At 62.5% G+C, this 23,315-nt stretch carries 25 protein-coding genes; 16 read left to right on the forward strand and 9 right to left on the reverse strand.

The window, feature by feature from the left end; all coding sequences use genetic code 11:
- Positions 1-75: 75 nt before the first annotated feature.
- On the forward strand, positions 76-1,116 hold the full coding sequence (locus JQ574_RS07630; protein ID WP_212207877.1) for a Ppx/GppA phosphatase family protein: 1,041 nt from the start codon (positions 76-78) through the stop codon (positions 1,114-1,116).
- A 114-nt stretch (positions 1,117-1,230) separates the two neighbouring features.
- Positions 1,231-1,917, forward strand: coding sequence for an RlmE family RNA methyltransferase (locus JQ574_RS07635; protein WP_212207878.1), 687 nt, complete (start codon positions 1,231-1,233; stop codon positions 1,915-1,917).
- Between the two features lie 180 nt (positions 1,918-2,097).
- On the opposite strand, the gene JQ574_RS07640 is transcribed toward JQ574_RS07635, so the two are convergent.
- Both JQ574_RS07640 and JQ574_RS07645 read right to left on the reverse strand, forming a co-directional pair.
- Entirely contained in the window at positions 2,098-2,259 is a 162-nt protein-coding gene (locus JQ574_RS07640; RefSeq protein WP_212207879.1) for a hypothetical protein, read from the reverse strand.
- A 30-nt stretch (positions 2,260-2,289) separates the two neighbouring features.
- Positions 2,290-2,469 (reverse strand): hypothetical protein, encoded by a 180-nt coding sequence (locus tag JQ574_RS07645; protein WP_212207880.1) that lies wholly within the window; start codon positions 2,467-2,469, stop codon positions 2,290-2,292.
- A 281-nt stretch (positions 2,470-2,750) separates the two neighbouring features.
- Between JQ574_RS07645 and JQ574_RS07650 the strand changes: the two genes are divergently transcribed.
- Complete coding sequence (locus tag JQ574_RS07650; protein ID WP_212294397.1) at positions 2,751-3,050, forward strand: hypothetical protein; 300 nt, start codon at positions 2,751-2,753, stop codon at positions 3,048-3,050.
- 5 nt (positions 3,051-3,055) lie between these two features.
- Here the strand turns inward: JQ574_RS07650 and JQ574_RS07655 are convergent, their stop codons facing one another.
- Positions 3,056-4,531 (reverse strand): DHA2 family efflux MFS transporter permease subunit, encoded by a 1,476-nt coding sequence (locus JQ574_RS07655; protein WP_212207882.1) that lies wholly within the window; start codon positions 4,529-4,531, stop codon positions 3,056-3,058.
- Between the two features lie 138 nt (positions 4,532-4,669).
- On the opposite strand from JQ574_RS07655, the gene JQ574_RS07660 reads away from it, so the two are divergent.
- The 4 genes from JQ574_RS07660 to JQ574_RS07675 all read left to right on the forward strand — a co-directional run bounded on the left by JQ574_RS07660 (position 4,670) and on the right by JQ574_RS07675 (position 8,545).
- Entirely contained in the window at positions 4,670-4,918 is a 249-nt protein-coding gene (locus JQ574_RS07660) for a hypothetical protein (protein ID WP_212207883.1), read from the forward strand.
- 196 nt (positions 4,919-5,114) lie between these two features.
- A complete protein-coding gene (gene guaB / locus JQ574_RS07665) occupies positions 5,115-6,605 on the forward strand; it encodes an IMP dehydrogenase (protein WP_212207884.1) in 1,491 nt (496 codons plus the stop codon).
- Between the two features lie 121 nt (positions 6,606-6,726).
- Positions 6,727-7,350, forward strand: coding sequence for a hypothetical protein (locus tag JQ574_RS07670; protein ID WP_212207885.1), 624 nt, complete (start codon positions 6,727-6,729; stop codon positions 7,348-7,350).
- A 169-nt stretch (positions 7,351-7,519) separates the two neighbouring features.
- A complete protein-coding gene (locus JQ574_RS07675) occupies positions 7,520-8,545 on the forward strand; it encodes an NADP-dependent oxidoreductase (protein WP_212207886.1) in 1,026 nt (341 codons plus the stop codon).
- Here the strand turns inward: JQ574_RS07675 and JQ574_RS07680 are convergent.
- The gene (locus tag JQ574_RS07680) at positions 8,542-9,390 is read right to left on the reverse strand and encodes a metallophosphoesterase (RefSeq protein WP_212207887.1); all 849 of its coding nucleotides are present in this window, start codon (positions 9,388-9,390) and stop codon (positions 8,542-8,544) included. The genes JQ574_RS07675 and JQ574_RS07680 overlap by 4 nt on opposite strands.
- Positions 9,391-9,691: 301 nt before the next feature.
- Positions 9,692-10,399 (reverse strand): acriflavin resistance protein, encoded by a 708-nt coding sequence (locus JQ574_RS07685; protein WP_312014703.1) that lies wholly within the window; start codon positions 10,397-10,399, stop codon positions 9,692-9,694.
- Between the two features lie 177 nt (positions 10,400-10,576).
- Here JQ574_RS07685 and JQ574_RS07690 point away from each other — a divergent pair, with 177 nt between their 5' ends.
- Together JQ574_RS07690 and JQ574_RS07695 are read left to right on the forward strand one after the other, a co-directional pair.
- A complete protein-coding gene (locus tag JQ574_RS07690) occupies positions 10,577-10,999 on the forward strand; it encodes an MAPEG family protein (protein ID WP_212208028.1) in 423 nt (140 codons plus the stop codon).
- Between the two features lie 32 nt (positions 11,000-11,031).
- A complete protein-coding gene (locus JQ574_RS07695; RefSeq protein WP_212207888.1) occupies positions 11,032-12,333 on the forward strand; it encodes an RsmB/NOP family class I SAM-dependent RNA methyltransferase in 1,302 nt (433 codons plus the stop codon).
- Between the two features lie 75 nt (positions 12,334-12,408).
- On the opposite strand, the gene JQ574_RS07700 is transcribed toward JQ574_RS07695, so the two are convergent.
- On the reverse strand, positions 12,409-12,741 hold the full coding sequence (locus JQ574_RS07700) for a DHCW motif cupin fold protein (RefSeq protein ID WP_212207889.1): 333 nt from the start codon (positions 12,739-12,741) through the stop codon (positions 12,409-12,411).
- Positions 12,742-13,080: 339 nt separating this feature from the next.
- Here JQ574_RS07700 and guaA point away from each other — a divergent pair, with 339 nt between their 5' ends.
- Positions 13,081-14,676: a glutamine-hydrolyzing GMP synthase gene (gene guaA, locus JQ574_RS07705; protein WP_212383436.1), complete on the forward strand. Its 1,596-nt coding sequence runs from the start codon at positions 13,081-13,083 to the stop codon at positions 14,674-14,676.
- 13 nt (positions 14,677-14,689) lie between these two features.
- Here the strand turns inward: guaA and JQ574_RS07710 are convergent, their stop codons facing one another.
- The gene (locus JQ574_RS07710) at positions 14,690-15,739 is read right to left on the reverse strand and encodes a hypothetical protein (RefSeq protein WP_212207891.1); all 1,050 of its coding nucleotides are present in this window, start codon (positions 15,737-15,739) and stop codon (positions 14,690-14,692) included.
- 2 nt (positions 15,740-15,741) lie between these two features.
- Positions 15,742-18,057, reverse strand: coding sequence for an AAA family ATPase (locus JQ574_RS07715; RefSeq protein ID WP_212207892.1), 2,316 nt, complete (start codon positions 18,055-18,057; stop codon positions 15,742-15,744).
- A gap of 464 nt (positions 18,058-18,521) precedes the next feature.
- On the opposite strand from JQ574_RS07715, the gene JQ574_RS07720 reads away from it, so the two are divergent.
- From JQ574_RS07720 to JQ574_RS07745, 6 genes are all read left to right on the forward strand, one after another.
- Positions 18,522-18,764: a type II toxin-antitoxin system Phd/YefM family antitoxin gene (locus JQ574_RS07720; protein ID WP_212207893.1), complete on the forward strand. Its 243-nt coding sequence runs from the start codon at positions 18,522-18,524 to the stop codon at positions 18,762-18,764.
- A 7-nt stretch (positions 18,765-18,771) separates the two neighbouring features.
- The gene (locus tag JQ574_RS07725; RefSeq protein WP_212207894.1) at positions 18,772-19,209 is read left to right on the forward strand and encodes a type II toxin-antitoxin system VapC family toxin; all 438 of its coding nucleotides are present in this window, start codon (positions 18,772-18,774) and stop codon (positions 19,207-19,209) included.
- 721 nt (positions 19,210-19,930) lie between these two features.
- Positions 19,931-20,374, forward strand: a complete 444-nt coding sequence (locus tag JQ574_RS07730) for an SRPBCC family protein (RefSeq protein ID WP_212207895.1) — start codon at positions 19,931-19,933, stop codon at positions 20,372-20,374.
- 183 nt (positions 20,375-20,557) lie between these two features.
- Positions 20,558-20,971: a YciI family protein gene (locus JQ574_RS07735; protein WP_212207896.1), complete on the forward strand. Its 414-nt coding sequence runs from the start codon at positions 20,558-20,560 to the stop codon at positions 20,969-20,971.
- A gap of 15 nt (positions 20,972-20,986) precedes the next feature.
- Positions 20,987-21,517: a dihydrofolate reductase family protein gene (locus tag JQ574_RS07740; protein WP_212207897.1), complete on the forward strand. Its 531-nt coding sequence runs from the start codon at positions 20,987-20,989 to the stop codon at positions 21,515-21,517.
- Between the two features lie 154 nt (positions 21,518-21,671).
- Complete coding sequence (locus JQ574_RS07745) at positions 21,672-22,931, forward strand: serine hydrolase (protein ID WP_212383437.1); 1,260 nt, start codon at positions 21,672-21,674, stop codon at positions 22,929-22,931.
- Between the two features lie 89 nt (positions 22,932-23,020).
- Here the strand turns inward: JQ574_RS07745 and JQ574_RS07750 are convergent, their stop codons facing one another.
- Entirely contained in the window at positions 23,021-23,182 is a 162-nt protein-coding gene (locus JQ574_RS07750; RefSeq protein WP_212207899.1) for a bacteriocin, read from the reverse strand.
- Between the last annotated feature and the right edge of the window lie 133 nt (positions 23,183-23,315).

A 23,315-nucleotide genomic window follows, 5' to 3' on the forward strand; every position in this document is an offset into this window, starting at 1 on the left:
GGCCCTTGGCGCTGCTAAAGTTTCCGTGAACGCTCATTCTTCGGCGGCAGCAAATGCCGCGGAAAGACAGTTTTGATGAACGAGGATACGCGGCTTGCCGATGGCCTTGCGGCCCGCGCAAGCCCGTCAGGGTCTGCTGTGGCAGGGGCGGAAAGCGGCGTCTACGCCGCGCTCGACCTTGGCACCAACAACTGCCGGCTCCTGATCGCCTGTCCGTCTGGCGACGGCTTCCGCGTGGTCGATTCGTTCTCGCGGATCATCCGGCTCGGCGAGGGTATCTCCTCGACCGGTTCCATCAGCGACGCGGCGATCGATCGTGCGATTGCGGCCTTGAGTATCTGCAGCGACAAGATCCGCTACCGCAAGGCCCGGCGCCTGCGGCTGATCGCAACCGAAGCCTGCCGCGCCGCCGCCAATGCCGAGAGTTTTCGCGAGAGGGTGGCAAAAGACACCGGCATCCGGCTCGAGGTGATCGACCGCGAGACCGAGGCGACGCTCGCGGTGATCGGCTGCTCGCCGCTGCTCGATCCCAAGGGACGGGGTGCCATCCTGTTCGATATCGGCGGCGGATCGACCGAACTGGTCCGGATCGAGCGCGATCCAGGGGAAGAAAACGCCGTCCCGCGGATCAAGGCCTGGATGTCGATCCCACTCGGCGTCGTCACCATCGCCGAGCATTTCGGTGGCAAGGACGTCACGGCCGAATCCTATGCACGGATGGTCGCCGAGGTCGCGCAATATGTGGCGCCCTTCGCCGCCGAGCACGGCGGTGATCTGCGGGACATGCATCTGCTCGGCACGTCGGGCACCGTGACGACGCTGGCCGGCGTGTTTCTCAATCTGCAGCGCTACGACCGGCGCCGCATCGACGGCATCTGGATGAACAATTCCGACGTCACCTCGGTGATCCAGCGGCTGCTCGGCATGAGCTATCAGGAGCGCGCCAATAATAATTGCATCAGCGTCGAGCGCGCCGATCTGGTGCTGGCCGGTTGCGCCATTCTCGACGCGATCCGCGACGCGTTCCCGCTGCCGCGGCTGCGCGTCGCCGACCGCGGCCTGCGCGAGGGCATGCTGGTCGAAATGATGCGGGAGGACGGCGCGCTGCGAGCATGATCCGGAAAAGTGGGCACCGGTTTTCCGAAAAGATCATGCTCAAGAAACCGAGGTCGTGCTAAGGCGCGGCAGCGTGTGCTAGATCACATCCGGCTCCTCGAGGCGAATACCGATATGGCGAAAGACACCACCGGCCGGTTGCACGTCACGGTCAAGTCGGGTGGCAAGCGCAAGCTGTCATCGAAGCTCTGGCTGGAACGGCAGCTCAACGATCCCTATGTGGCGCAGGCCAAAAAGGACGGATGGCGCTCGCGCGCGGCCTACAAGCTGATCGAGATCGATGACAAGCACCGCTTCCTCAAGCAAGGCATCTCGGTGGTCGATCTCGGCGCGGCCCCCGGCGGCTGGAGCCAGGTCGCGGCCAAACGCATCGGGGCGGCCAACGGCAAAGGCAAGGTGGTCGCGATCGATCTGCTGGAAATGCCGGAAGTGCCGGGCGTCACCTTTGCGCAGCTCGATTTTCTTAGCCACGATGCGCCGGAAAAACTGCTGGCGATGATGGGCGGCCGCGCCGACGTGGTGCTGTCCGACATGGCCGCCAACACCACGGGCCATCGCAAGACCGATCAGCTCCGCATCATCGGGCTGGTCGAAACCGCGGCGGCGTTCGCCACCGAGGTGCTCAATCCCGGCGGCACCTTCGTCGCAAAGGTGTTTCAGAGCGGCGCCGAAGGCGAACTGCTGGCGCAGCTGAAGCGCGATTTTGCCACCGTCAAACACGTCAAGCCGGCCTCGAGCCGCCAGGACTCGTCCGAGCGCTACGTGCTGGCGATGGGCTTTCGCGGTGGAGCGAAGTCGTAGCCGATACGTTCCGCCGTCATTGCGAGCGAAGCGAAGCAATCCATCGCGCGGCATAACAGACAGGTGGATTGCTTCGTCGCAAGTGCTCCCGTGCGCAAACGCTTTGCGTTTGTCGCAGGCAATGACGAAAAAAGAGGCCGCCCGACTGGGCGGCCTCCTGCCGGTCTGACGCCGCGTTGATCAGAAACGGAACGGACCAAGCGGAATAAACGGAATCGGGAACGGAAACGGGTCGGTCGGAAAGGTCGGGCCGGTCCCGGTCGGAAGCCGCGGGCCGGTCTGCTTGATTGCGCCGCCGGCAACCTTGTTCAGTTCATCGAGGCTCAGTTCGTTCTTGTTCATGTCAGTCTCCTGTTGGTTTGGGATTGATCGTTAGCCGATGGTCCAGCGCGCGAAGACGTCCTTGAACGTCCAGCCGCCGTCCGGATTGATCGGGGGCTTGGGCAGCGGGCGCCCCGGAATGCAGCCATCCTTGACCCCGCCTGCCACCGCTTCCAGTGCGGCGTCGTCGAGCAGACGAACCGACTGATCTGAATTCCTAGAGTTCACCATTGTCGTCTCCCGTGTGTCCTTGAGCGAGACTATTCCCGCCATCCGTGATCACAGGGATACGGCATGGGCCGGCTCCTTGCCGTGACCGACGTCACACAGCAAACCGGGCCATCGCGATTTCAAAATGAGAGCGCCAACGCACCCCCGGGCAAAAAGAAAGCCGCCATGAGGCGGCTTTCCGTATTCCGTCGTTGCGGTGCCGTAACTACCGTCCGCCCTTAGGAAGCGCCGGCGATCCGCTGGGGGAGGTATTGATAGCGGGATTTCCTGATGGATTCCGCGTGCTGTTCGCGCCGGCGGCGGCGCTGCCGGCATCGTTGCTCAAGCCGGTGGTGGAACTGCCTGTCGTCGTGCTGTTGACCGAGGGTCCCGTAGTGGTGCCGCTTGTGGTCGATCCGCCGGTCGCCGTGCTGCCACCGCTGGAGCCGGTTCCGGTCTGTGCGATAGCCAGTGTGCTCGCAAATGTCAGTGCTGCGGCCAATCCGATAGTTCCGAGTTTCATGATGTCTTTCCTTTCCAGGTACGAAAGGAAAACGGTTGCGCCCGGATATGTTTCCGGTGCCGGGATCAACTGGGTGTGACGGATCTACCCCAGCCGCTGATCCCGCGCGTCCTCGGTGCCTTCGCTGGCGGCTTTGGTCGCGGCCTTTTCCGCGCCCTTGCGGCTGGAAATCTCGACCGCCTTGCGGCCCGAGATTTCGTGGCCGGCGTCATCGGGCATCTGCCAGAAGAACCAGCCCGACACCGCCGAGATGATCGCGACCACGATGAAGGCCGGGCCGAACATGGTTGCATCCAGTTCGGCGGCGTGGTGCCACAGCATGGTCGATTCCACCGAGAACGCGCCGACCGCGACGCCGGCCGAGGTCGCCAGCTGCTGGTTGACGCTCACAAGCGTGGTGGCGCGGCTCATCTGCGCCGGTTCGACTTCTGCATAAGCGACGGTGTTTATCGCGGTGAATTGCAGCGAGCGGAAGAAGCCGCCGACCACGAGGATGAGGAAGATCAGCGTCAGCGGCGTCGACACCGTGAACAGGGCGCAGGCGGCGAGAAACACCGAGCTGATGATGGCGTTGACCGCCATCATGTTGCGGAAGCCGAAGGTGCGGATGATGCGCGCGGCCAGCGTCTTCATGCCCATGGCGCCGACCGCGGAGGAGAACGTCACGAGGCCGGACTGGAACGGCGTCAGCCCGAAACCTTCCTGCATCAGCAGCGGCAGCAGGAACGGCAGCGCGCCGATCCCGAGCCGGAACAGGAAGCCGCCATAGATGCTGGCGCGCAGGGTCTGCAGGCGCAGCATGGAAAAATCCAGCACCGGCGATTTCGTCTTCCGCGCATGCACCACGTAAAGAGTCATCGAGATCGATCCGACGGCAATGAGGCCGCCGACGACCGTCCAGGGCAGCAGGTTGAGGCCGGCAACGGACAGACCGAAAGCGATGCCGGCAAGGCCAATGCCCGCCAGCACCAGCCCGTAGAGATCGAAGCGCTCCGGATCTTCGCTGCGGATCGGATCGATATATTTCATCGCGAGGAAGATCCCGAGCAACCCGATCGGGATGTTGATCAGGAAGATCCAGTGCCAGGAGAAATAGGTGGTGATGAAGCCGCCGAGCGGCGGCCCGATCACCGGGCCGATCAGCGCCGGCACCGTCACCCAGGTCATCGCCTGCACCAGCCCGCTCTTGTCGATCGAGCGCAGCAGCACCAGTCGCCCGACCGGCGTCATCATCGCCCCGCCAAGGCCTTGCAGGATGCGCGCGATCACGAAATGGGTCACGTTCTGCGACAATGCGCAGCCGATCGATCCCAGCATGAACACCCCGATCGCGATCGCGAACACCATCCGCGCGCCGAAGCGGTCGGCGGTCCAGCCGCTGGCGGGAATGAACACCGCGAGCGAGAGCAGGTAGGACGTGATCGCCAGTTTCAGCGTCAGCGGGCTGGTGCCGATGTCGGCCGCGATCGCCGGCAGCGACGTCGCAATGACGGTCGCGTCCATGTTCTCCATGAACAGGGCGGTGGCCACGATGAGCGGGATGATGCGCTGTTTGTTCATCGGGAATCAGGGTGCGGGGAAAGCAGGTGGGGGCGCTTTGGGCTGTATCACCCGGCTGTCGGACAAGCCATTGCGGAACCGCGCATACCACCTAAATCCTGCGTGACGCCGCCAACTGGCGCCACCGGAGACCTGACGATGATCTACCTGCTTGCCGCGCTGTTGCCGCCGCTTGGGCTGCTCCTGAACGGACAGCCGTTTTCGGCGATCTTCAACCTCGTTCTGCTGGTGTTTTGCCTGGTTTTCGGCCTGTTTTTCCACGTCCTGCTGCTGGTGCCGTCGGCGCATGCGCTTGTCATGGTTCACATGAAGCGGAAGGACCGCCGGCACCGGGAGGTGGTGGAGGCGATCCGCCAGCATGGCCCGCCGCCCGGATATCAACGTTAAAGTCCTTAACGACGGGGCTTTTCGGGAAAAGCCTGTGCAAAGCGGCCAAACGCTTTGATTCGGCCGTCCGCCATGCTATCGACCACCGTCAACCCCACCGATGGGCTTCGATTCGACGGCAGCGCCGCTCGCGCAGCCGAAGGCGACGTTCATCCCAAATAATATCGCGGCGGAGGCCGCCGAAAGGAGTTGGCAAATGGCGCAGGGACTTCAGGCTATCCGCGAAGCCTACACGTTCGACGACGTGCTGCTCAAACCCGGTCTTTCCGACATCCTGCCCTCGGAGGCGGATATCCGCTCCCGCGTGACCCGCGCGATCCCGCTCAACATCCCGATCATTGCGTCCGCGATGGATACGGTCACCGAAGCGCGGATGGCGATCGCGATGGCGCAGGCCGGCGGCGTCGGCGTCATTCACCGCAATTTCGATCCCGAAGGCCAGGCCGCCCAGGTGCGGCAGGTCAAGAAGTACGAATCCGGTATGGTGGTCAATCCGCTGACCATCGGCCCCGACGCCATGCTGTCGGACGCGCTGACGTTGATGAACGATCACGGCTTCTCCGGCATTCCCGTGGTCACCGGTGCTTCCAAGGGCGTTCCGGGCAAGCTGGTCGGCATCCTCACCAACCGCGACGTGCGTTTTGCCACCGACCCGAAGCAAAAAATCTCCGAGCTGATGACGCATGAAGGCCTCGTCACGGTGCGCGAAGGCGTCAGCCAGGACGAGGCGAAGCGGATGCTGCACAAGCATCGCATCGAAAAGCTGTTGGTGGTCGACGAGCAATATCGCTGCGTCGGCCTGATTACCGTCAAAGACATGGAAAAGGCGGTCGCGCATCCGCTCGCCTGCAAGGACGCGCAGGGGCGGCTTCGCGTCGCGGCGGCGACCACGGTCGGCGAGGGCGGCTTTGAGCGCACCGAGCTATTGATCGACGCCGGTGTCGACCTCATCGTGGTGGACACCGCGCACGGCCACTCCTCGCGGGTGCTGGAAGCCGTCAATCGCATCAAGCGGCTTTCCAACGCCGTACAGGTCATCGCCGGCAATATCGCCACCCAGGAAGGCGCGCAGGCGCTGATCGATGCCGGTGCCGACGCGATCAAGGTCGGCATCGGGCCGGGCTCGATCTGCACCACGCGAATCGTCGCCGGTGTCGGCGTGCCGCAACTGACCGCGATCATGGATGCCGTCGAAGCCGCCAAGAAATCCGACATCCCCGTGATCGCCGATGGCGGCATTAAATATTCCGGCGATCTGGCCAAGGCGCTCGCCGCCGGCGCCGACATCGCCATGGTCGGCTCGCTGCTGGCCGGCACCGACGAGACCCCGGGCGAAGTGTTCTTGTGGCAGGGCCGTTCCTACAAGGCTTATCGCGGCATGGGCTCGGTCGGCGCGATGGCGCGCGGCTCGGCCGACCGCTACTTCCAGCAGGACATCAAGGACACGCTCAAGCTGGTGCCCGAGGGCATCGAGGGCCAGGTGCCGTATAAGGGCCCGGTCGGCAACGTCATGCACCAGCTTGCCGGCGGTCTTCGCGCGGCAATGGGCTATGTCGGCGCGCGCAACCTCGCCGAATTCCACGAGAAGGCGCAGTTCGTGCGCATCACCGGCGCGGGACTGCGCGAGAGCCACGTCCACGACGTCACCATCACCCGCGAAAGCCCGAACTATCCGGGCGGAGTGTAATTTAGGCCGTCATTCCGGGATGGTCCGAAGGACCAGACCGCAGATGTGCAATTGCACATCGTAGTTCGCGTCTTCGACGCGCCGCGGAATGACGCTGCCTTGCCATTGAAAGAAGTTGATTATGGTCGATTGGTCGGACGACAGGATTGCCGCGCTTTCTAATCAGGATTTGAAGAATCTGCTCGTCAACGCCGAGCGGAAAGCCGCCGCTGACATCATCGCGCGGTGCAACGCCGAGCTGCAAAAGCGCAATGCCGCCAGGCCAGGCAAGGCATCAAAGCCGCGCACCGAGGCAAAAGAGTTCGAGCACGCGATGTCGGAGCAGCTCGCCCAAATCGGCAAGGCGATGGCCGCCAAATTCGATCTGTCGGAAGAGACCGCGAAAGCGAAGTCGGTTGGCGTCAAGGGCTTCAAGGCCCACAAGCTGCTCGACTCCAAGGGTTTTGCAAAACTCGGCGGCATGCAGCGCGACGGTTCGGTGGCGGTCGACCGCTACATTTCCTATCGGCGTGGTACCGACATCGTCTCGCTCAGCGTCTTTCTGCTGAAGGATGCGCCGGTCGAAACCCATGAATTTCACGTGATCGCGCCGCTGGCGCTGCTCGATGGCGGCAAGCCGATCGCGGAGGTGCGTCCCACCGCGACGGAAGCCCAGAAGCAGACCGCTGACAGCGGTCTGGCGTTCCCCGATTTGCCAAGCGCTGCTGCGGCGTTTGAGGCCGCGCTGGCAAAAATCGCGACCTGACTGACCGTCATCGCGAGCCAACGGGTCGCGCGCATGCGCGCCCGATGACAGGCTCCGCGAAGCATTTGTCTTTGGCAAGAATGGATTGCTTCCGACTTCGCTCGTTGAGCTTCGGCGGACAAGTCGCTACGCTCGCGATGACGACAAATAACAATCGGAGGAACCAACCATGTCCCAATCCGCAAAGCGCATCGTTCTCGCGTCCCGTCCCGTGGGCGAACCGAAGCCATCCGACTTCCGCCTCGAGGAATATACCGCGCCGACGCCCGGCGAGGGCCAGGTCCTGCTGCGCACCATCTGGCTGTCGCTCGATCCCTACATGCGCGGGCGGATGAGCGACGGCCCGTCATATGCGGCGCCGGTGCCGATCGACGGCGTGATGGAAGGCGGCACGGTCAGCGAGGTGATCGCATCGAACAATTCCGGTTTTGCGAAAGGCGACATCGTGCTGTCGCGCGCCGGCTGGCAGACGCATGCGATCTCCGACGGCAAGGGTCTCGCCAAGATCGATCCGAAGCTCGCACCGATCTCGACCGCGGTCGGTGTGCTCGGCATGCCCGGCATGACCGCCTATACCGGCCTGCTCGATATCGGCAAGCCGCAGGCGGGCGAGACCGTGGTGGTGGCGGCGGCCTCCGGCGCCGTTGGTTCCGCCGTCGGCCAGATCGCCAGGATCAAGGGCGCGCGGGCGATCGGCATCGCCGGCGGCAAGGACAAATGCGACTACGTCAAAAAGGAACTCGGCTTCGACGATTGCCTCGATCACCGCGATCCGGATCTCGCGGCGAAATTGAAGGACGCCTGCCCGAAGGGCATCGACGTCTATTTTGAAAACGTCGGTGGCGCGGTGTTCGATGCGGTGTTTCCGCAGCTCAATGCGTTCGCGCGCATGCCGGTCTGCGGCTTGATCGCGGAATACAATAATTTCGGCGAGACATCGCCGAAATGGGGCGGCAAGTTGATGCGCGCGGTGCTGACCAAGCGCCTCACCATCCGCGGCTTCATCGTCAGCGATTTTGCGTCGCGCCACGGCGACTTCCTGCGAGACATGTCGGGGTGGTTCCGCGAAGGCAAGATCAAGCACAAGGAATTCGTCACCGAAGGCCTCGACAGCGCCCCCGCGGCGTTCATGGGCCTGCTGAAGGGCGCCAATTTCGGCAAACAGCTGGTGCGCGTCGGGCCGGACAAGGCTTAAGCGCTCTCCGTTTTCCGATCCGGATAAAGCAGCTCGTCCAGGTCGACATCGACCTGGCCGGGCGCACGCACGTGGCGGACTTCAAAACTGTCGGGCGTAAAGCGGTATTCCACCAGCCCGGTTTCCTTCAGCGCGATCCGCTCCTGCCGCGCATCGGAAATGATGAAGCCCACCGATGGCGACCAGACATGGCGGACACGGCCATAGGTGAAATCGCGGCGCTGGTGGACATGGCCGGAGGCCACTAGACGCAGATCGACCGCGCCGAACATCTCGATCAGCCGCTGTCGCGCCGGCTGCGGCACGTAGCGGATCGCGGAAGACTCAAGTTCGGGATCGTCGGGCGCGTCGAGATAGAGCGGCTTGTGCAGGAACAGCGCGACCGGCTTGCCGCCCGTGCGTGACAGTTCCGACGCAAGCCAGTCGAACTGCTCGGCCTCGCTGGCAATTCCGGTGTTCATGATCAGCGAGTTCAACCCGACAAAACACCAGCCGGCTTCGTTGAAGCGCCAGCGGTCCTCGCCAATCACGGCGCGAAAGTTTTGCAGGTGCTGTTCGCTCGCGGGATGCGATGGCACCGGTCCAACCGCGGTCGGATTGTCGCCGATGTCGTGATTGCCGGGCAGGTAGCGGCAGGCCACCGGAAGTTCGGCGTGCAGGCTTTTGGCGAATTCGAGATCGGCGCGGCTGGTCGGCCCGTCGAAGGCGACGTCGCCGCTGTTGACGACGAGATCGGGCCGGGTCGCGTCGATATGTTCCGCTACGCGATGAAAATTGTCGGTGAGCTTTGCGAGGCGGCGGGCGAGGTGGGTGTCGGAAATCTGGGTCAGGCGGAATGAGCTCATGTGGAAATCCTTTCGTCCCTGATTATAGATTTGTCGGCGACGGAATGATGAAATTTGAGTCGTGATCGCCCGCACAATAAACCGCGCGCGCAAGGTTGTTTGAAGGATTGCTTGAAAAGATGTTTGAATCGAGAAGACCGGATCTTCCTTCCCTCTCCCCTTGTGGGAGAGGGAGGCTTCGCGAAGCGAAGACGGGTGAGGGGTTCTATCCTCACTGCACGAGTTGCGATGAGGATAGAGACCCCTCATCCGGCGCTTCGCGCCACCTTCTCCCACAAGGGGAGAAGGAAGGAGTATCGGCTCACAGCACGCGGTAGCGGATCGCGAAAGCGTTATGCGTCTCGGGTGTCACGGTGTCGCCCTTCGCAAGCGTGATGCCGTCGGCCAGATGCCACGGCCCGAACTTGTCGGAATGCGTCGGGCTGGCCGGCAGCCGCAGCTTGAACTGGGTCTGCGCTCGCCCGGGCAGATTGAGCACCACCATGCGATCGGTGGTGCGGTAGTCGAGGGTCACGGTTCCCTTGAGCACGCTGCGGCCGTCCGGTGTCGAGGCCAGCGCATCCTGCACCTTGGCCAGCTTCTGGTTCCGGTCGGTCAGCAGTTCCACCTGGGTATCGGCAATTGCGGTCAGCGCCGCCTTTGGCAGCCGGATTTCGAATTCCACGGCGGGTTTTGCCGGATTGATGCCGAGATAGGCCAGCGCGGCATGCCTGACGTCGTAGACCACGAAGGCGACGAGGGCGATCACGACAACCGCGGCGAGGCCGTGCTTGAGAAGGTCGCGCGGGCTGCGGGTGCCGCTGCGGAAATAGACCGACAGCACGATCGCCACCGCCAGCGCGGCGGCGACACCCGCCAGCGTCGACATCACAATGCCAAGCCCGCCATCGACGCTGTCGTCGAACCAGCCGGTTCCGGCGCCGACCATTTTGAGCAGGGAGGTCACGGAATCGCCGGGCGCTTCGGCCACGCGGGCCGCGCCGGTTAGAAGCGGTGAGGTGATGTTCATGGCGCCATCTCGAAGAGGCGGAGCCATCAGGACCGGAATGACCTGAGCGCTCCAGCAATTGGTCACGCGGGGGCCGATTGCGGTTCAGCCCAAACGGCCGATTTGTCAGGCGGCGGCACCCCCGCTATTGGTGCAGCGGAGGCAAATGCCTCCGGGGAGATTCCCATGGGCGTCCTGATGTCGATTCAACTGGTTTTGCTGCCTGTCTTTGCCCAGGTCGGGCTCACCTTTGCGCTGCTGCTGTGGATGGCCACGGCGCGGACCAGTGCCCTGAAAGCGAGGGAAACCACCCTGAAGGACATCGCGCTGCGGCAGCCGAACTGGCCCGAAAAGGCCACCCAGATCGGCAATTGTTACAGCAACCAGTTCGAAATCCCGGTCCTGTTCTACATCCTGATCGCGCTGGCGCTGCCGCTGCGCAAGGCCGATTTCTTCATCCTGCTGATGTCCTGGGTGTTTGTCGTGACCCGCTTTGCCCATGCCGGGATTTTTGTCACGTCGAACGACGTCCGGACCCGCTCGCTGGCCTGGTTCGCCGGCGTCCTTGTGCTGCTGGCGATGTGGATCTACTTCGCGCTGAAGATGCTGCTCCTGATTTGAGCCCAGCGCCTGTCTCGAACCGAAAGCTTTGAATGACCCCCGCCGCCCGGCTGTCCGCAGCCATCGAACTGATCGACACCATCGACGCCCAGCGTGTTCCCGCCGCCAAGGCGCTGAAGGAGTGGGGCACCGCGCACCGTTATGCCGGTTCCGGCGACCGCGCGGCGATCTCCGGCCTGATCTGGGACGTGCTGCGCCGCCGCGCCTCGAGCGCCTGGCTGATGGAGGCCGACACGTCGCGTGCCCGCATGCTCGGCATGTTGAAGCTGGAACGCAAGCTCGATGCGGACGCCATTTCGGCCCTCTGCGACGGTGGCCGCTTCGCCCCGGAACCGCTCAGCGACGGCGAACGAACAGCGCTGACCTCACGCTCCCTCGACGGTGCGCCGCCGCACATCGCCGGCGATTACCCGGAATGGCTGGATGCGCATCTGGCTGATGTGTTCGGCGACGACCGCGTCGCGGAGGCCACCGCGATGGCGAGCCGGGCGCCGCTCGACCTTCGCATTAACACCCTAAAAGCGAGCCGCGAGAAGATGTTGCCGCGGCTTTCTCATCTCGGCGCGCAGCCGACGCCATGGTCCGCAATCGGCCTGCGCATCGAACTCGGCGCCGACGCCCGCAACCCCGGCATCCATGCCGAGGAGGACTTTATCAAGGGCGCCGTTGAAGTGCAGGATGAAGGCTCGCAGCTGGCGGCCTTGCTGTCGGCGGCAAAACCCGGCGAGCAGGTGATCGACCTCTGCGCCGGCGCCGGCGGCAAGACGCTTGCGTTAGCGGCAATGATGCAGGGCAAGGGCCGGCTGATTGCCACCGACCACGACAAGCGCCAGCTCGCGCCGATCCACGAGCGGCTGTCGCGCGCCGGCATCCATAACGCCGACGTCCGCACGCCGAAGGGCGACGCCGACCCGCTGGCCGACATCCATGCCTCAGCCGATCTGGTGGTGATCGACGCGCCGTGTACCGGCACCGGCACCTGGCGCCGCAACCCCGACGCCAAATGGCGCATGCGCCCCGGCGCGCTCGACGTGCGCTTGAAGGACCAGGCCGAAGTGCTTGATCGCGCATCCGCTCTGGTAAAGCCGGGCGGCCGGATCGCCTACATCACCTGTTCCGTGTTGCCGCCGGAGAACGGCGCGCAAGTTCGCAGTTTTGTCGCGCGCCATCCGGAGTTTGCGGTGGTACCGCCGGAGCAGACGGCGAGCGTGCTGTGGGACAAGGCGGAGGATTTTGCCAACGCCGCGCTGCAGTCGCCGGAGGGCTGGCTGATGACGCCGCGGCGGACGGGAACGGACGGGTTTTTTGTGTCGGTTCTGCGTAGGGTGGGTTAGCGCAGCGTAACCCACCATCTTCGTTCTTCGTGTCGGCGGTGGGTTACGGCTTCGCCTAACCCACCCTACGAAGCCTCAATCCACAATAAACAGCTTCACCCCCGTCGTCGTCGACGACCTATGCGCCGCATCGCCGAAATCCGACACCTGGTAACTCATCCCCGCCGTCAGCTTGAACTTCCGCCCATCCCGCAGCTCGCTGTCGAGCTCGCCCTCCAGCACGTAAAGCACATGCCCGCGGTCGCACCAGTGGTCGGCGAGGTAGCCCGGCGTGTACTCGACCATCCGCACCCGCAAGTCGCCGATATCAAGCGTCCGCCACGTCGCCTGACCGGTCTCGCCCTTGTGCGTCGTCGGCTCGACCTTGCTCCAGTCGGTTACGGTGAAGGGCAGGGTGGGGATTTTCATGTGGGGTCTCGCGCTGTGAACCAGTGACTTTAAATCGGTGTCGGCGTTCAGCTTACCTCGCCCCGCTTGCGGTCCGCTTGCGGGGAGAGGTCGGATTGCGAAGCAATCCGGGTGAGGGGGTACCGGTCCATCGATAGGTCGAGCTGGAGGAGAGAGCCCCTCACCCCAACCCTCTCCCCCGCAAAGAGCGGGGCGAGGGAGACGTCCTGCGCACGATCATCCACGCAAACCAGGTCAGCAATACCTACCTAAATACCTCCCTGTCCACCGCGCACATAAGAATGTGAGTCCCCCGTTTGTGCGGTTGCGAGTGCGGCCCCCGTCGCGTAATTCCTGTCCATGACAGCAGCACAGCCCGCAGCAGAGTCGACGCCCTCGGTGGCCTCGGCGCACGACAAGATTCTGATCGTCGATTTCGGCAGTCAGGTAACGCAACTGATCGCCCGCCGCGTGCGCGAGGAGGGCGTCTATTCCGAGATCGTGCCGTTCCAGAAGGCGGAGCAAGCCTTCCAGGAGATGAAGCCGAAAGCGGTGATCCTCTCCGGCGGTCCGGAATCAGTGCATGAGGCCGGCTCGCCCCGCGCGCCGCAGCTCATTTTCGACTCGGGCGTTCCCGTGCTCGGCATCTGCTACGGCCAGATGACCATGGCCGCCCAGCTCGGCGGCGAGGTCGAGGGCGGCCACCACCGCGAATTCGGCCGCGCCGATGTCGAGGTCAAGGCGGCGAGCCAGCTGTTCGAATCCATTTGGGGCATGGGCGAGAAGCACCAGGTCTGGATGAGCCATGGCGACCGCATCACCAAAATGCCGCCGGGCTTTTCGGTCGCCGGCGTCAGCGCCAACGCGCCGTTCGCAATGATCCAGGACGAGAAGCGCAAATATTACGGCCTGATGTTCCATCCCGAAGTGGTGCACACGCCCGACGGGGCAAAACTGATCCGCAATTTCGTCCGAAAGGTTTCCGGCCTCACCGGCGACTGGACCATGCGCGCCTTCCGCGAGGAGGCGATCGAAAAGATCCGCGCCCAGGTCGGCAAGGGCAGGGTGATCTGCGGCCTCTCCGGCGGCGTCGACTCGGCGGTCGCCGCGGTGCTGATCCACGAGGCGGTCGGCGACCAGCTCACCTGCGTGTTCGTCGATCACGGCATGCTGCGGCTCGATGAAGCCAAGACCGTCGTCGACCTGTTCCGGCACCACTACAACATTCCCCTGGTGCACGTGGACGCGTCAAAACAGTTCCTCGGCGAACTCGCTGGCGTCACCGATCCCGAAGTAAAACGCAAAACCATCGGCCGTCTGTTCATCGACGTCTTCGACGCCGAGGCGAAGAAGATCGGCGGCGCGGACTTTTTGGCGCAGGGCACGCTCTACCCCGACGTGATCGAGAGCGTCTCCTTCACCGGCGGCCCGTCGGTGACGATCAAGAGCCACCACAATGTCGGCGGCCTTCCTGATCGCATGAACATGAAGCTGGTCGAACCCTTGCGCGAATTGTTCAAGGACGAGGTCCGCGTGCTCGGGCGCGAACTCGGCCTGCCCGAAATCTTCGTCGGCCGCCATCCGTTCCCCGGTCCCGGCCTCGCCATCCGCTGCCCCGGCGACATCACAAAAGAAAAGCTCGACATCCTCCGCAACGCCGACGCCGTCTATATCGACCAGATCCGCAAACACGGCCTCTACGACGCCATCTGGCAGGCTTTTGCGGTGCTGCTGCCGGTCAAAACCGTCGGCGTGATGGGCGACGGCCGCACCTACGAATACGTCGTCGGCCTCCGCGCCGTCACTTCCACCGACGGCATGACCGCGGATTTCTATCCGTTTGAGATGAAGTTTCTGGGCGAGACCGCGACGCGGATCATCAACGAGGTGAAAGGGGTGAACCGGGTGGTGTATGACGTGACGAGCAAGCCGCCGGGGACGATTGAGTGGGAGTGAGGGGGCTAACGGATCACTCTTCATTTTCGGATGATTCTGGGTTTGATGAGACAGAAAACGCCAGCCGTCGACGGGGATCCATCGTCACGGTGAAGTGATGGTAGCGAAGATCTGTAGTGCTGCCCTTCGCACCATCCCGGAATTCGCGAAGCCATTGGCGGGCCAATGCTGAATAGGACTCGGTTGGTTCGGCCATCGCGCGCATCTCGGCGAATGTCAACTCAGCGAGGGATTCAAGACGCCTTGATATAGCGTTAGCACGGTTTGGCGGTAACGCAGCGGTCACCATCGGGTCTGCCATCTCTTTCGCCATTGCTATAAGCTCAATCGCCAAATACCCCAGAAATTCGAGCCGGCGGAGCAGGCGAGTACGCTCTTGAACGAGATGGAGGCGGTTAAGACCGTAGGCGTGGATCGAGGTCGCGCCGCGAGCGCTGAGCGTGCCGTTGCCGGTTGGCAGCACTAATCCGAAGGGATTCTCATGATTGATGTGGAACGCCAGATGGGTTTCGGGATCATCACGACAGGGATCGAGCAGCAAAGCCTGTTCGGCGGCATAATCAGATCCTTCGGGTAGAATTCGCGTTCCGGCGATCGGAAAACTGTCCTGTTTCCCCGACAGGGCGCGCTGCGGTCCGCCCGACGTCAGACTCGTCGTCCAAAGCTCTGCTAGGCTCGGGGACCCCTGATTGACGATGATCTGTTCGCGCCGCCGGTTGCAGTCGATACAGCTCGGCAGCAGGTTTTCCCAGTCCATCGCCAGCCACCAGTAGCCGGGATGTGTGTCGTCTTCGCCCACCCGGCCTTTTGGCCGGTAGTGCTCAACATCGACGGGCGCCGAGACAGCGTAATAGGTTTCACAATAGGCGCACTTGCCGTGGAAAAGAGCCTCCAGGCGACGCTTAACCTCGTCGTTCTTATAAGCTTTGAATTCAAAGGTTTTTTTCCCGGGATCGGTCTTGGCGGCGTGAGCACGAACGCGAGCGAGCTCGGTTTTGCCGTTCTTGTCTGCTTTTGAAAGGGCTGCAGGCGCTGCCTGCTTGCTGCGATCGACCTTGCGCAATTTCAAATTCCCCGCAACGCGTCGACGATCTTGCTTCTGGCATCTTCTCTCAACCTTCGCATTCGGTCCTCCGACGCCGTGCGACGCTCACGTAGGTACACCACGACGGCTTCTTGAACGAGACGATGCACTTCGGACGATCCAACGGGCAATGCCGAGGCAATGTCGGTATCGAAACGGGTGATGATGTCTTTTTCCGACGTGGTGAGCGGTTCCCCGGCTCGCTGGCGCGCGAGCAGGTCCCCGATCGTTGCCAGCGTTGCATCGGTCTCTGGCGTGTCTGTTGAGAAGAGCTGGAACAGATCGGAGGTCAACAATTGCTCTAGCGTAAGGTTGGAGACCGGTGGCAACTCATGCAGCTGCTCGACAAACACCGGCAGATCGGTGTCCATAACCTCGCTGCCGGGGACCTTCTGCATGACCCGCACTTCTCCGTCGTCCATGCCTCGCAAACATAGCGGATCATGTGTCGTCGCAATGAAGGTAACGTTGGGAAGCGCCATGCGTAGGCCTCGCATGATTTGCATTTTCCATCGGGGGTGAAGATGGGCCTCGACCTCGTCGATCAGCACAACGGCGCGTGCTGCGGCTAACGTCTCAAACCCCTCGTATATGCGAGGATCCATTAAGCCTTCGAAAATATCACAAACCATCGCCAACACGGAACGAAAGCCAGAGCTTGCGATCTCTAGCGGAGTCGTTACGTCTACAAAGTCGCCGTTTGGCCTAGACATGCGCGTTACGATAACGCAGCGTTTCGCTTCAGGGTCGCGCTGCACCACGTCGAACTCTTCTTCGATCGAAAAGATGTCGCGCAGTGCGCGAACGACCATATCAAAATGTATCTGATCGAGGCTGAGTAACCACCGCTCAGGATTGGAAAGGAGTTGATCGGGGCGGAAGAGGCTCTGGACATATTTTGCGGGGGCGTGCTTGCGGCGGCGGTCGATATAATGCCGGAACGCCCCGTACGCGAATACAGGTGGCATCGCCGCGTTCGGTTCGGTCCGGTCAATATAGCCGTTCACGGAAATCGTCAGCCTGTGTGACCAGCTTCCGTCCAATGTGAGGGTGACCTCGGCATCTCGTCGAGGATGGTCGGGGCCAGCGCCCATGTAGCGTGGGTCAAGTGGTAACCGGTCAATAGGGAGGCTGAGTGCGGCTCGAGTAGCGGGGTCGGCAAGGGCGAGAGTGATCGCTTCGAGGAGCGAACTCTTTCCTGCGGCGTTCTCGCCCAAGATAAGTACCGAGGGCACAGCCATCTTCGCATTGGCAGTCGTCTCGGGAACATATTGGGGCAGGGTGAGCTCAAGCGACTCGATTGATCGGAAGTTTTGAACCTGCACGCTGGTAAGTCGGGCGCGGCTGCGGCGCGGCATTGGTGCCATTGTGTGCACAACCGACTGGCCTGTTCTGTCTTCTTGATCTATCGTCGCCATGGCCGCGCTTAACCGCTCATCGATGTCACGTCGACCGTAGAGTTGTAGGAAGCCAGCGGCGATTCCATTGCGCGAGACGCCTATAGGCGGCATGCCTTGAGCCTGCAGCGTTTTCGCGAGTCGACGCAACAAGATGAACCAGCTGCCGCCAAACTCCATGTCAACGAAGGCAAATAAATCGCTTCTCGGACGATCGGTCTCCGGATAGGTAAGTGCAGCGATCAATTCACGAATGCGTTCAGTATATCTTTTATATCTGGCTTGAACGAGGCCGGGATAGTTGAGTCGGAAATGCTCAATTGTTGCTTCCGCGGCGTCCGTGCGTGGCTTTAGTGCGCCGCTTAAATGGACTTGGAAATGCCCGTAGAGTTCGCTGCGACCGCAAGGATCGAGCAGCAGCGCTCGCTCCCGCGGAGGGTGATCGCGCCAAAGACCGATCGCTTCCTCGACATACCGATCGATCTGTAGGTCGGTTGGCAGTGAGGTCCGGCTGCCCTTTACGGGGAAATAGTCTACCTCAGAAGGTAGGCACCTATCGCAAATCGAATAGATGTTCTCCCAAGCGTCGGCGAGCCAAACATAATAGAGGTGGCCGATGTCCGATGCCACAAAGGGGCGCGCTTCGGCTGGCGGTCGAAATCGATACGGCTTGGTTGATACGCGCTCCTCACAGAACGCGCATTTGCCGTGGAAAAGTCTGCCCAATGCCTCAGCCACCGAACTGTCCTTCAGAAGCTGCATTCCCTGACGAGCCGTTGTTTGCGCGCGCTTGCGAGTATCAACGCGCAGGTAGTCCCGTAGCAGGAGGCGGTTGCGCTGTGCCTCACCACTTCTGAATATTTCGGGCGGTGGCACTCGGTTACGGTCAAACCGTTGCATTCACTTGATCCTTACGCTGTCAAGCTAGGGTAGCCGTATCGTATAGTTGCACGCAAGGAGTTACCGCGACTTGGCTGCTCCCGTGCTATTGCCCAGGGTGTGCAACAGTGACCACCTCACCTAAAACGGAGGCTGCGTGCTTTCGTAGTTTCATGCTACATGCCATACCGCTTTCTGTATTCCCTCATATGCGGGGCCCGTCGCCGGCGGTCATTGCAACCTTCTGCCACTGAAACCGATTCTCCAAAACCTCGACTGAATGCACCTAGTCGTGTGGAATAGTTCGTACGGTGGATTCGCCGAAGGCGTAATCCACCGCATTGTTTCACCGAGAAGTGGTGGGTTACGCTTCGCTAACGCGCCCTACGGCTGCGGGCTGACGGCGGCCTGTCACGTCGCTGTCACTTGCAATAAAGGGCGCTTGAGCATATATGACTACAGTAGTCATATACATGGATCTTATCATGCGCGAGATTCAACTTCGTGACGCAAAGGCTAGCCTGTCTGCAGTCGTGGATGAAGCGATGCGGGGAGAGCCGGCTGTCATCACCCGTCACGGCAAGCGGCAGGCGGTGGTTGTGAGCTACGCGGAGTGGGAGCGGCTATCGACCGTTCCGAGCTTCGGCCGGCTGCTGTTGGCGGCGCCGTTGACGGCAGCGGATTTGCCCCGCCGCAACAAGTCGCCTTTGCGGAAATCAGGTCTCTGATCTCGCGGTGTACCTCGTCGATACCAATGTGATCTCCGCCGCCTCGCCATCCCGGCCGGTGCCGCTCACACTTGTCGAATGGATGGATGCGCATTCAGCGGCACTGTTCATATCGGTCGTCACCGTGGCAGAGATCGAAGATGGAATAGCCAAGTTGCGCCGTGAGAAGGCGATACGCAAAAGCGCCGATCTGGCGGCGTGGCTCGAAACGGTTTTGCATCTCTACGATGACCGCATTCTCACCTTCGACGCGGCAACGGCGCGGATCGCCGGTGCGCTGTCGGATCGCGCGCGCGGTCTTGGACACGCGCCGGGACTTGCCGATGTCATCATTGCCGCAACAGCGCAGCGTCGCGGTCTGACAATCCTGTCGCGTAACCTCCGGCATCTCGAGCCATTGGGCGTCGCGGTGATCGATCCATTCGTGAAACTGCCGCCGAGCTGAACTGCGGGCGAAGCGAAGCAACCCATATTTGCCCGATCCGTGCCATGGATTGCTTCGCGGAGCCTGTCATCGGGCGCGCATTCGCGCGACCCGTTGGCTCGCAATGACGACGTGGAGACAGGAGTGCGACAAATTAACCCGACGGGCAAAATTCCACTTTCCTCGTCGGGCAAATCATCTCTACGAATTTGCCCATCCCGTCCTGCCATGAGGGGCGTCGGCCATCGTCACGAACGTTGGGCGGGTCGCGATGGACGCCGATGTTGCGCTTGACGCGCGCGGCAGAGGCGTACGGCAAAAGCGTGTGGTCCTGGCGCCCGTAACGGCGTCAAGCTTTTGGGAGGCTAACGCTGACCAGAGGCGACGGTGGCAATAGAGGCCGTCTCACCGGGGAGAGCGCGTCATAAGCCGTAAAGCCATTGCGCAGGGAAGGCTGGGTGTTCCCCGCTGCCCTGTATGCTCGTGTGCACCATCTTGTTGCACAATCGCACACGAGACCGCGGGTGCAGCGCGCACCCGGCCTTCCCTGCGCCCTCTGTCATCAGAGGGCGAAACCAAAGCAATAGCTCGGGCATGTCGTGCCGCGAGAATACGGACCCATGCCACCGTAGGCCGAACAGGCATGAGGTCCTTTACAAAAAAATCCCGGACCCTATGTCGGCTCGATCAAGCCTCGTTCGTCCTGAGTGCACCAACCTGCAATCCAAGAAGGTCCATCAGCATGCCCAGCACCATCCGCTTGCACCGTGTCCTGACAACCAGCCCACAGAAAGTCTATCGCGCGTTCCTTGAAGCGGATGCGCTTGCGAAATGGCTTCCGCCGAACGGCTTTGCCTGCACCGTGCACCATCTGGAACCGAAGGTCGGCGGTACGTTCAGGATGTCCTTCCGGAATTTCACGACGGACAAAAGCCACGCGTTCGGTGGCAAATATGTCGAGCTCGTGCCTGGCGAACGCCTGCGCTACACCGATACGTTCGATGATCCGAACCTGCCCGGCGAGATGCAGGTGACCGTGACGCTGAAGAAGGTGTCGGTCGGCACGGAGGTGAATATCGAGCAGGCCGGCGTGCCTGATGTCATTCCAGCCGAGGCTTGCTATCTCGGTTGGCAGGAGTCGCTGCGAAACCTGGCGAAGCTGGTCGAGCCCGAGATCAACGAGTAGCTTGCCGGCTGGATTCCGGGTTCTCGCTTCGTGAGCCTCAGATGCGCGATTGCGCATTGGGGAATGACGGAGAGAGAGGCGCCTCAACTGTCGAAAAATAATCGCCGGACAATGTCGGTTTCCCAAGACGCCGTTCGTCCTCGCGATGAGGTGCCAAAGGCGGTTCAAGCGAGGAGACAGACGATGCGGGTGATGGTGTTCGGAAAAGCCACTGACTGCGGCGGAAAAAGCGCGCCCCCAACGAAAGAGGCGTTCGCGGCGATGGACCGGTTCACCGAGGAACTGGTCGAGGCCGGCATCATGGTGGCCGGCGCCGGCCTCCAGAACAGCGCCGAGGCCAAGCGCGTCACGTCAGATGGTTCGCGCGCCGAGGTCATCGACGGGCCGTTCGCGGACACCGGCGAGCTGGTCGCCGGCTTCATGATCTGGCAGGTCAGGGATATGGACGAGGCCGTGGCCTGGGCGAAGCGCAATCCCATGCTGGGCGCGAGCGGGGTCGAGATCCGCCCATTCTACGAGGCGGCGGATCTGGCCGAGTTTCTGACATCAGAGGAACAGCCCCGTGACGGCGAGCGCGGCAAGCTCGGCGTCGCCTGATACAGGGAAATCACCATGGCGAAGATCGTATTTGGAATGAACCAGTCGCTGGACGGCTACGTCGACCACGACAAATTCGGGCCAAGCCCGGCGCTCTTCGATCATTTCGTCGAGCAAGTGCGCGGCCTCGCGGGCAGCGTCTATGGTCGGCGGATATACGAGGTGATGCGCTATTGGGACGAAGACCATCCCGAGTGGAACACCGCGGAACACGCTTTCGCAGCGGCCTGGCGGAACCAGCCGAAGTGGGTGGTGTCGCGCTCCCTCAAGTCGGTCGGCCCCAACGCCACGCTGGTCGGGGATGACCTCGAGGCGGTGATACGAAAGCTGAAGGCTGAGCGCGTCGGCGAGATTGACGTCGCCGGACCGGACCTGGCGCGAAGCCTGACCGATCTCGGTCTTGTCGATGAATATCGGCTCTATCTCCATCCCGTCGTGTTGGGTCGCGGCAAGCCATTCTTCGCCGGCCCCCGGCCGCCGCTCCGTCTCGTGGCCAGCGATCGAATGGACGAGCAGGTGATCAGGTTGACATATGTGCCGGCATGACGACGGGACTGGCCGACGGGGAAAATCAAGCTGCATCGGGCAATGACGGGGAGGGCGGCGAGCATGCGAATGCATAACCATCAGCGCAAACGCGGGCTGCCTCCCGTGCGGCTCCATGTTACGAATCCTCTATCGCCCTCCGGAGCCCGTCCTCATGTCCGTCGCCACCGCAGCCGCCCAGCCAACTCCAACCGCCGCCGAAACCGATCCGCAATCCCTCGGCTGGATGCAGGGCTTCCCGCCGCCTCCGGACAAGACCATCACGTTCCACGACGGCTCATTCCGCAGCTTTCCCGAACTGCGCTGGGCATGGAGCAACATCCGCCAACTGGTGCCGACCGTAAACGTCTGGCGCGGGGCAGGGCCGGCGTCGGTGCTGCCGCGGGCGGACCACGATATCGGCGCGTCGGCGTCGGTCACGATGGATGGCCGGCCGATGACGTTTGAGCGCATGCTCGAGGAGACCTGTGCCGATGGCATCGCGGTGCTGCACCGGGGCAAGCTGATCTACGAGCGCTATTTCGGCGCGCTGAAGCCGCACAAGCCGCATATCGCGATGTCGGTGACAAAATCGTTCACCGGCACACTCGCCGGCATTCTGGTTGCGGAGGGCAAGATCGATCCGCAGGCGCCGGTCACGGACTATGTGCCGGAGTTGAAGGCCAGCGCGTTCGGGGACGCGCGGGTGCGCGAGGTCATGGATATGACCACGGGGCTCGAATACACCGAAGTTTACACCGACAGGAATTCCGGCGTGTTCGCCCTGCGGCGCGCCAACGGCATGGCACCGATCGAACCGGGTTATGAAGGCGCGACCAATATTTTCGATTTCCTGTGCACGCAGCGCAAGCAGGGCGAGCACGGCAAGGCGTTCGCCTACAAGACCGTCAATACCGATGTGCTCGCCTGGATTATCAGGCGCGCGAGCGGGATGACGCTGTCTGATCTGCTCTCCGAGCGCATCTGGGCGCCGATGGGCGCGGAAGAGGACGCGCATTATCACGTCGACCGCATCGGCACCGAAAGCGGCGGCGGTGGTCTTTCGACCACGCTGCGCGATCTCGCCCGCTTCGGCGAAACCATCCGCAATCACGGCCGCTTCAACGGCCGCCAGATCGTGCCGTCAACGGTGGTGGAAGACATCGCGCGCGGCGGCGATCCCGAAAAGTTCAAGCCGGCCGGCTACACCACCTTGCCCGGCGCGTCCTACCGGAACCAGTGGTGGGTGACGCACAATGCCCACGGCGCCTACATGGCGCGCGGCGTTCACGGCCAGGGCATCTACATCGATCCGAAAGCCGAAATGGTGATCGCGCGCTACGCCTCACACCCGGCCGCCGGCAACGCCGCCAACGACCCCGTCACGCTGCCGGCCTACATGGCGCTGGCGAAGGATTTGATGGCGGGTGGGTGAGGAGGCGGGGCGCTGCGTGCGACAGATCGCACACGAGACCCCCGCGAACGCCGCTTGCGCCGCGGGGGGGGGCAGTCTGGAAAATGAGTTCAGTTCGGGCGGTCGGTCGCGCGGCGAAGATCGCCGTCTCCTTTCAAACGGCGAACGATCCAGCGACCAATGTCGCCGAAGATGTTGCCGCCGCTGATCGACTCGAGCTCTGCATCGGTCAGCTCGCGGATTTCCGAGGTCTTCTGTTCCATGTTCTGCATTGTCGTCCACTCCTTGTCAGGTCGGGCGGACCATTCCGCCGTCGATGGGTAGATCAATGCCGCAGGACGCCTCCCGACGCTGTGACCGACGTCACACGGCGCCGCTTGGGTGCCGACGAGGTTCGAAAACGCC

The organism is Bradyrhizobium sp. AUGA SZCCT0158 (genome assembly GCF_018130065.1).
In the GTDB taxonomy this organism is placed as follows: Bacteria; Pseudomonadota; Alphaproteobacteria; order Rhizobiales; family Xanthobacteraceae; genus Bradyrhizobium.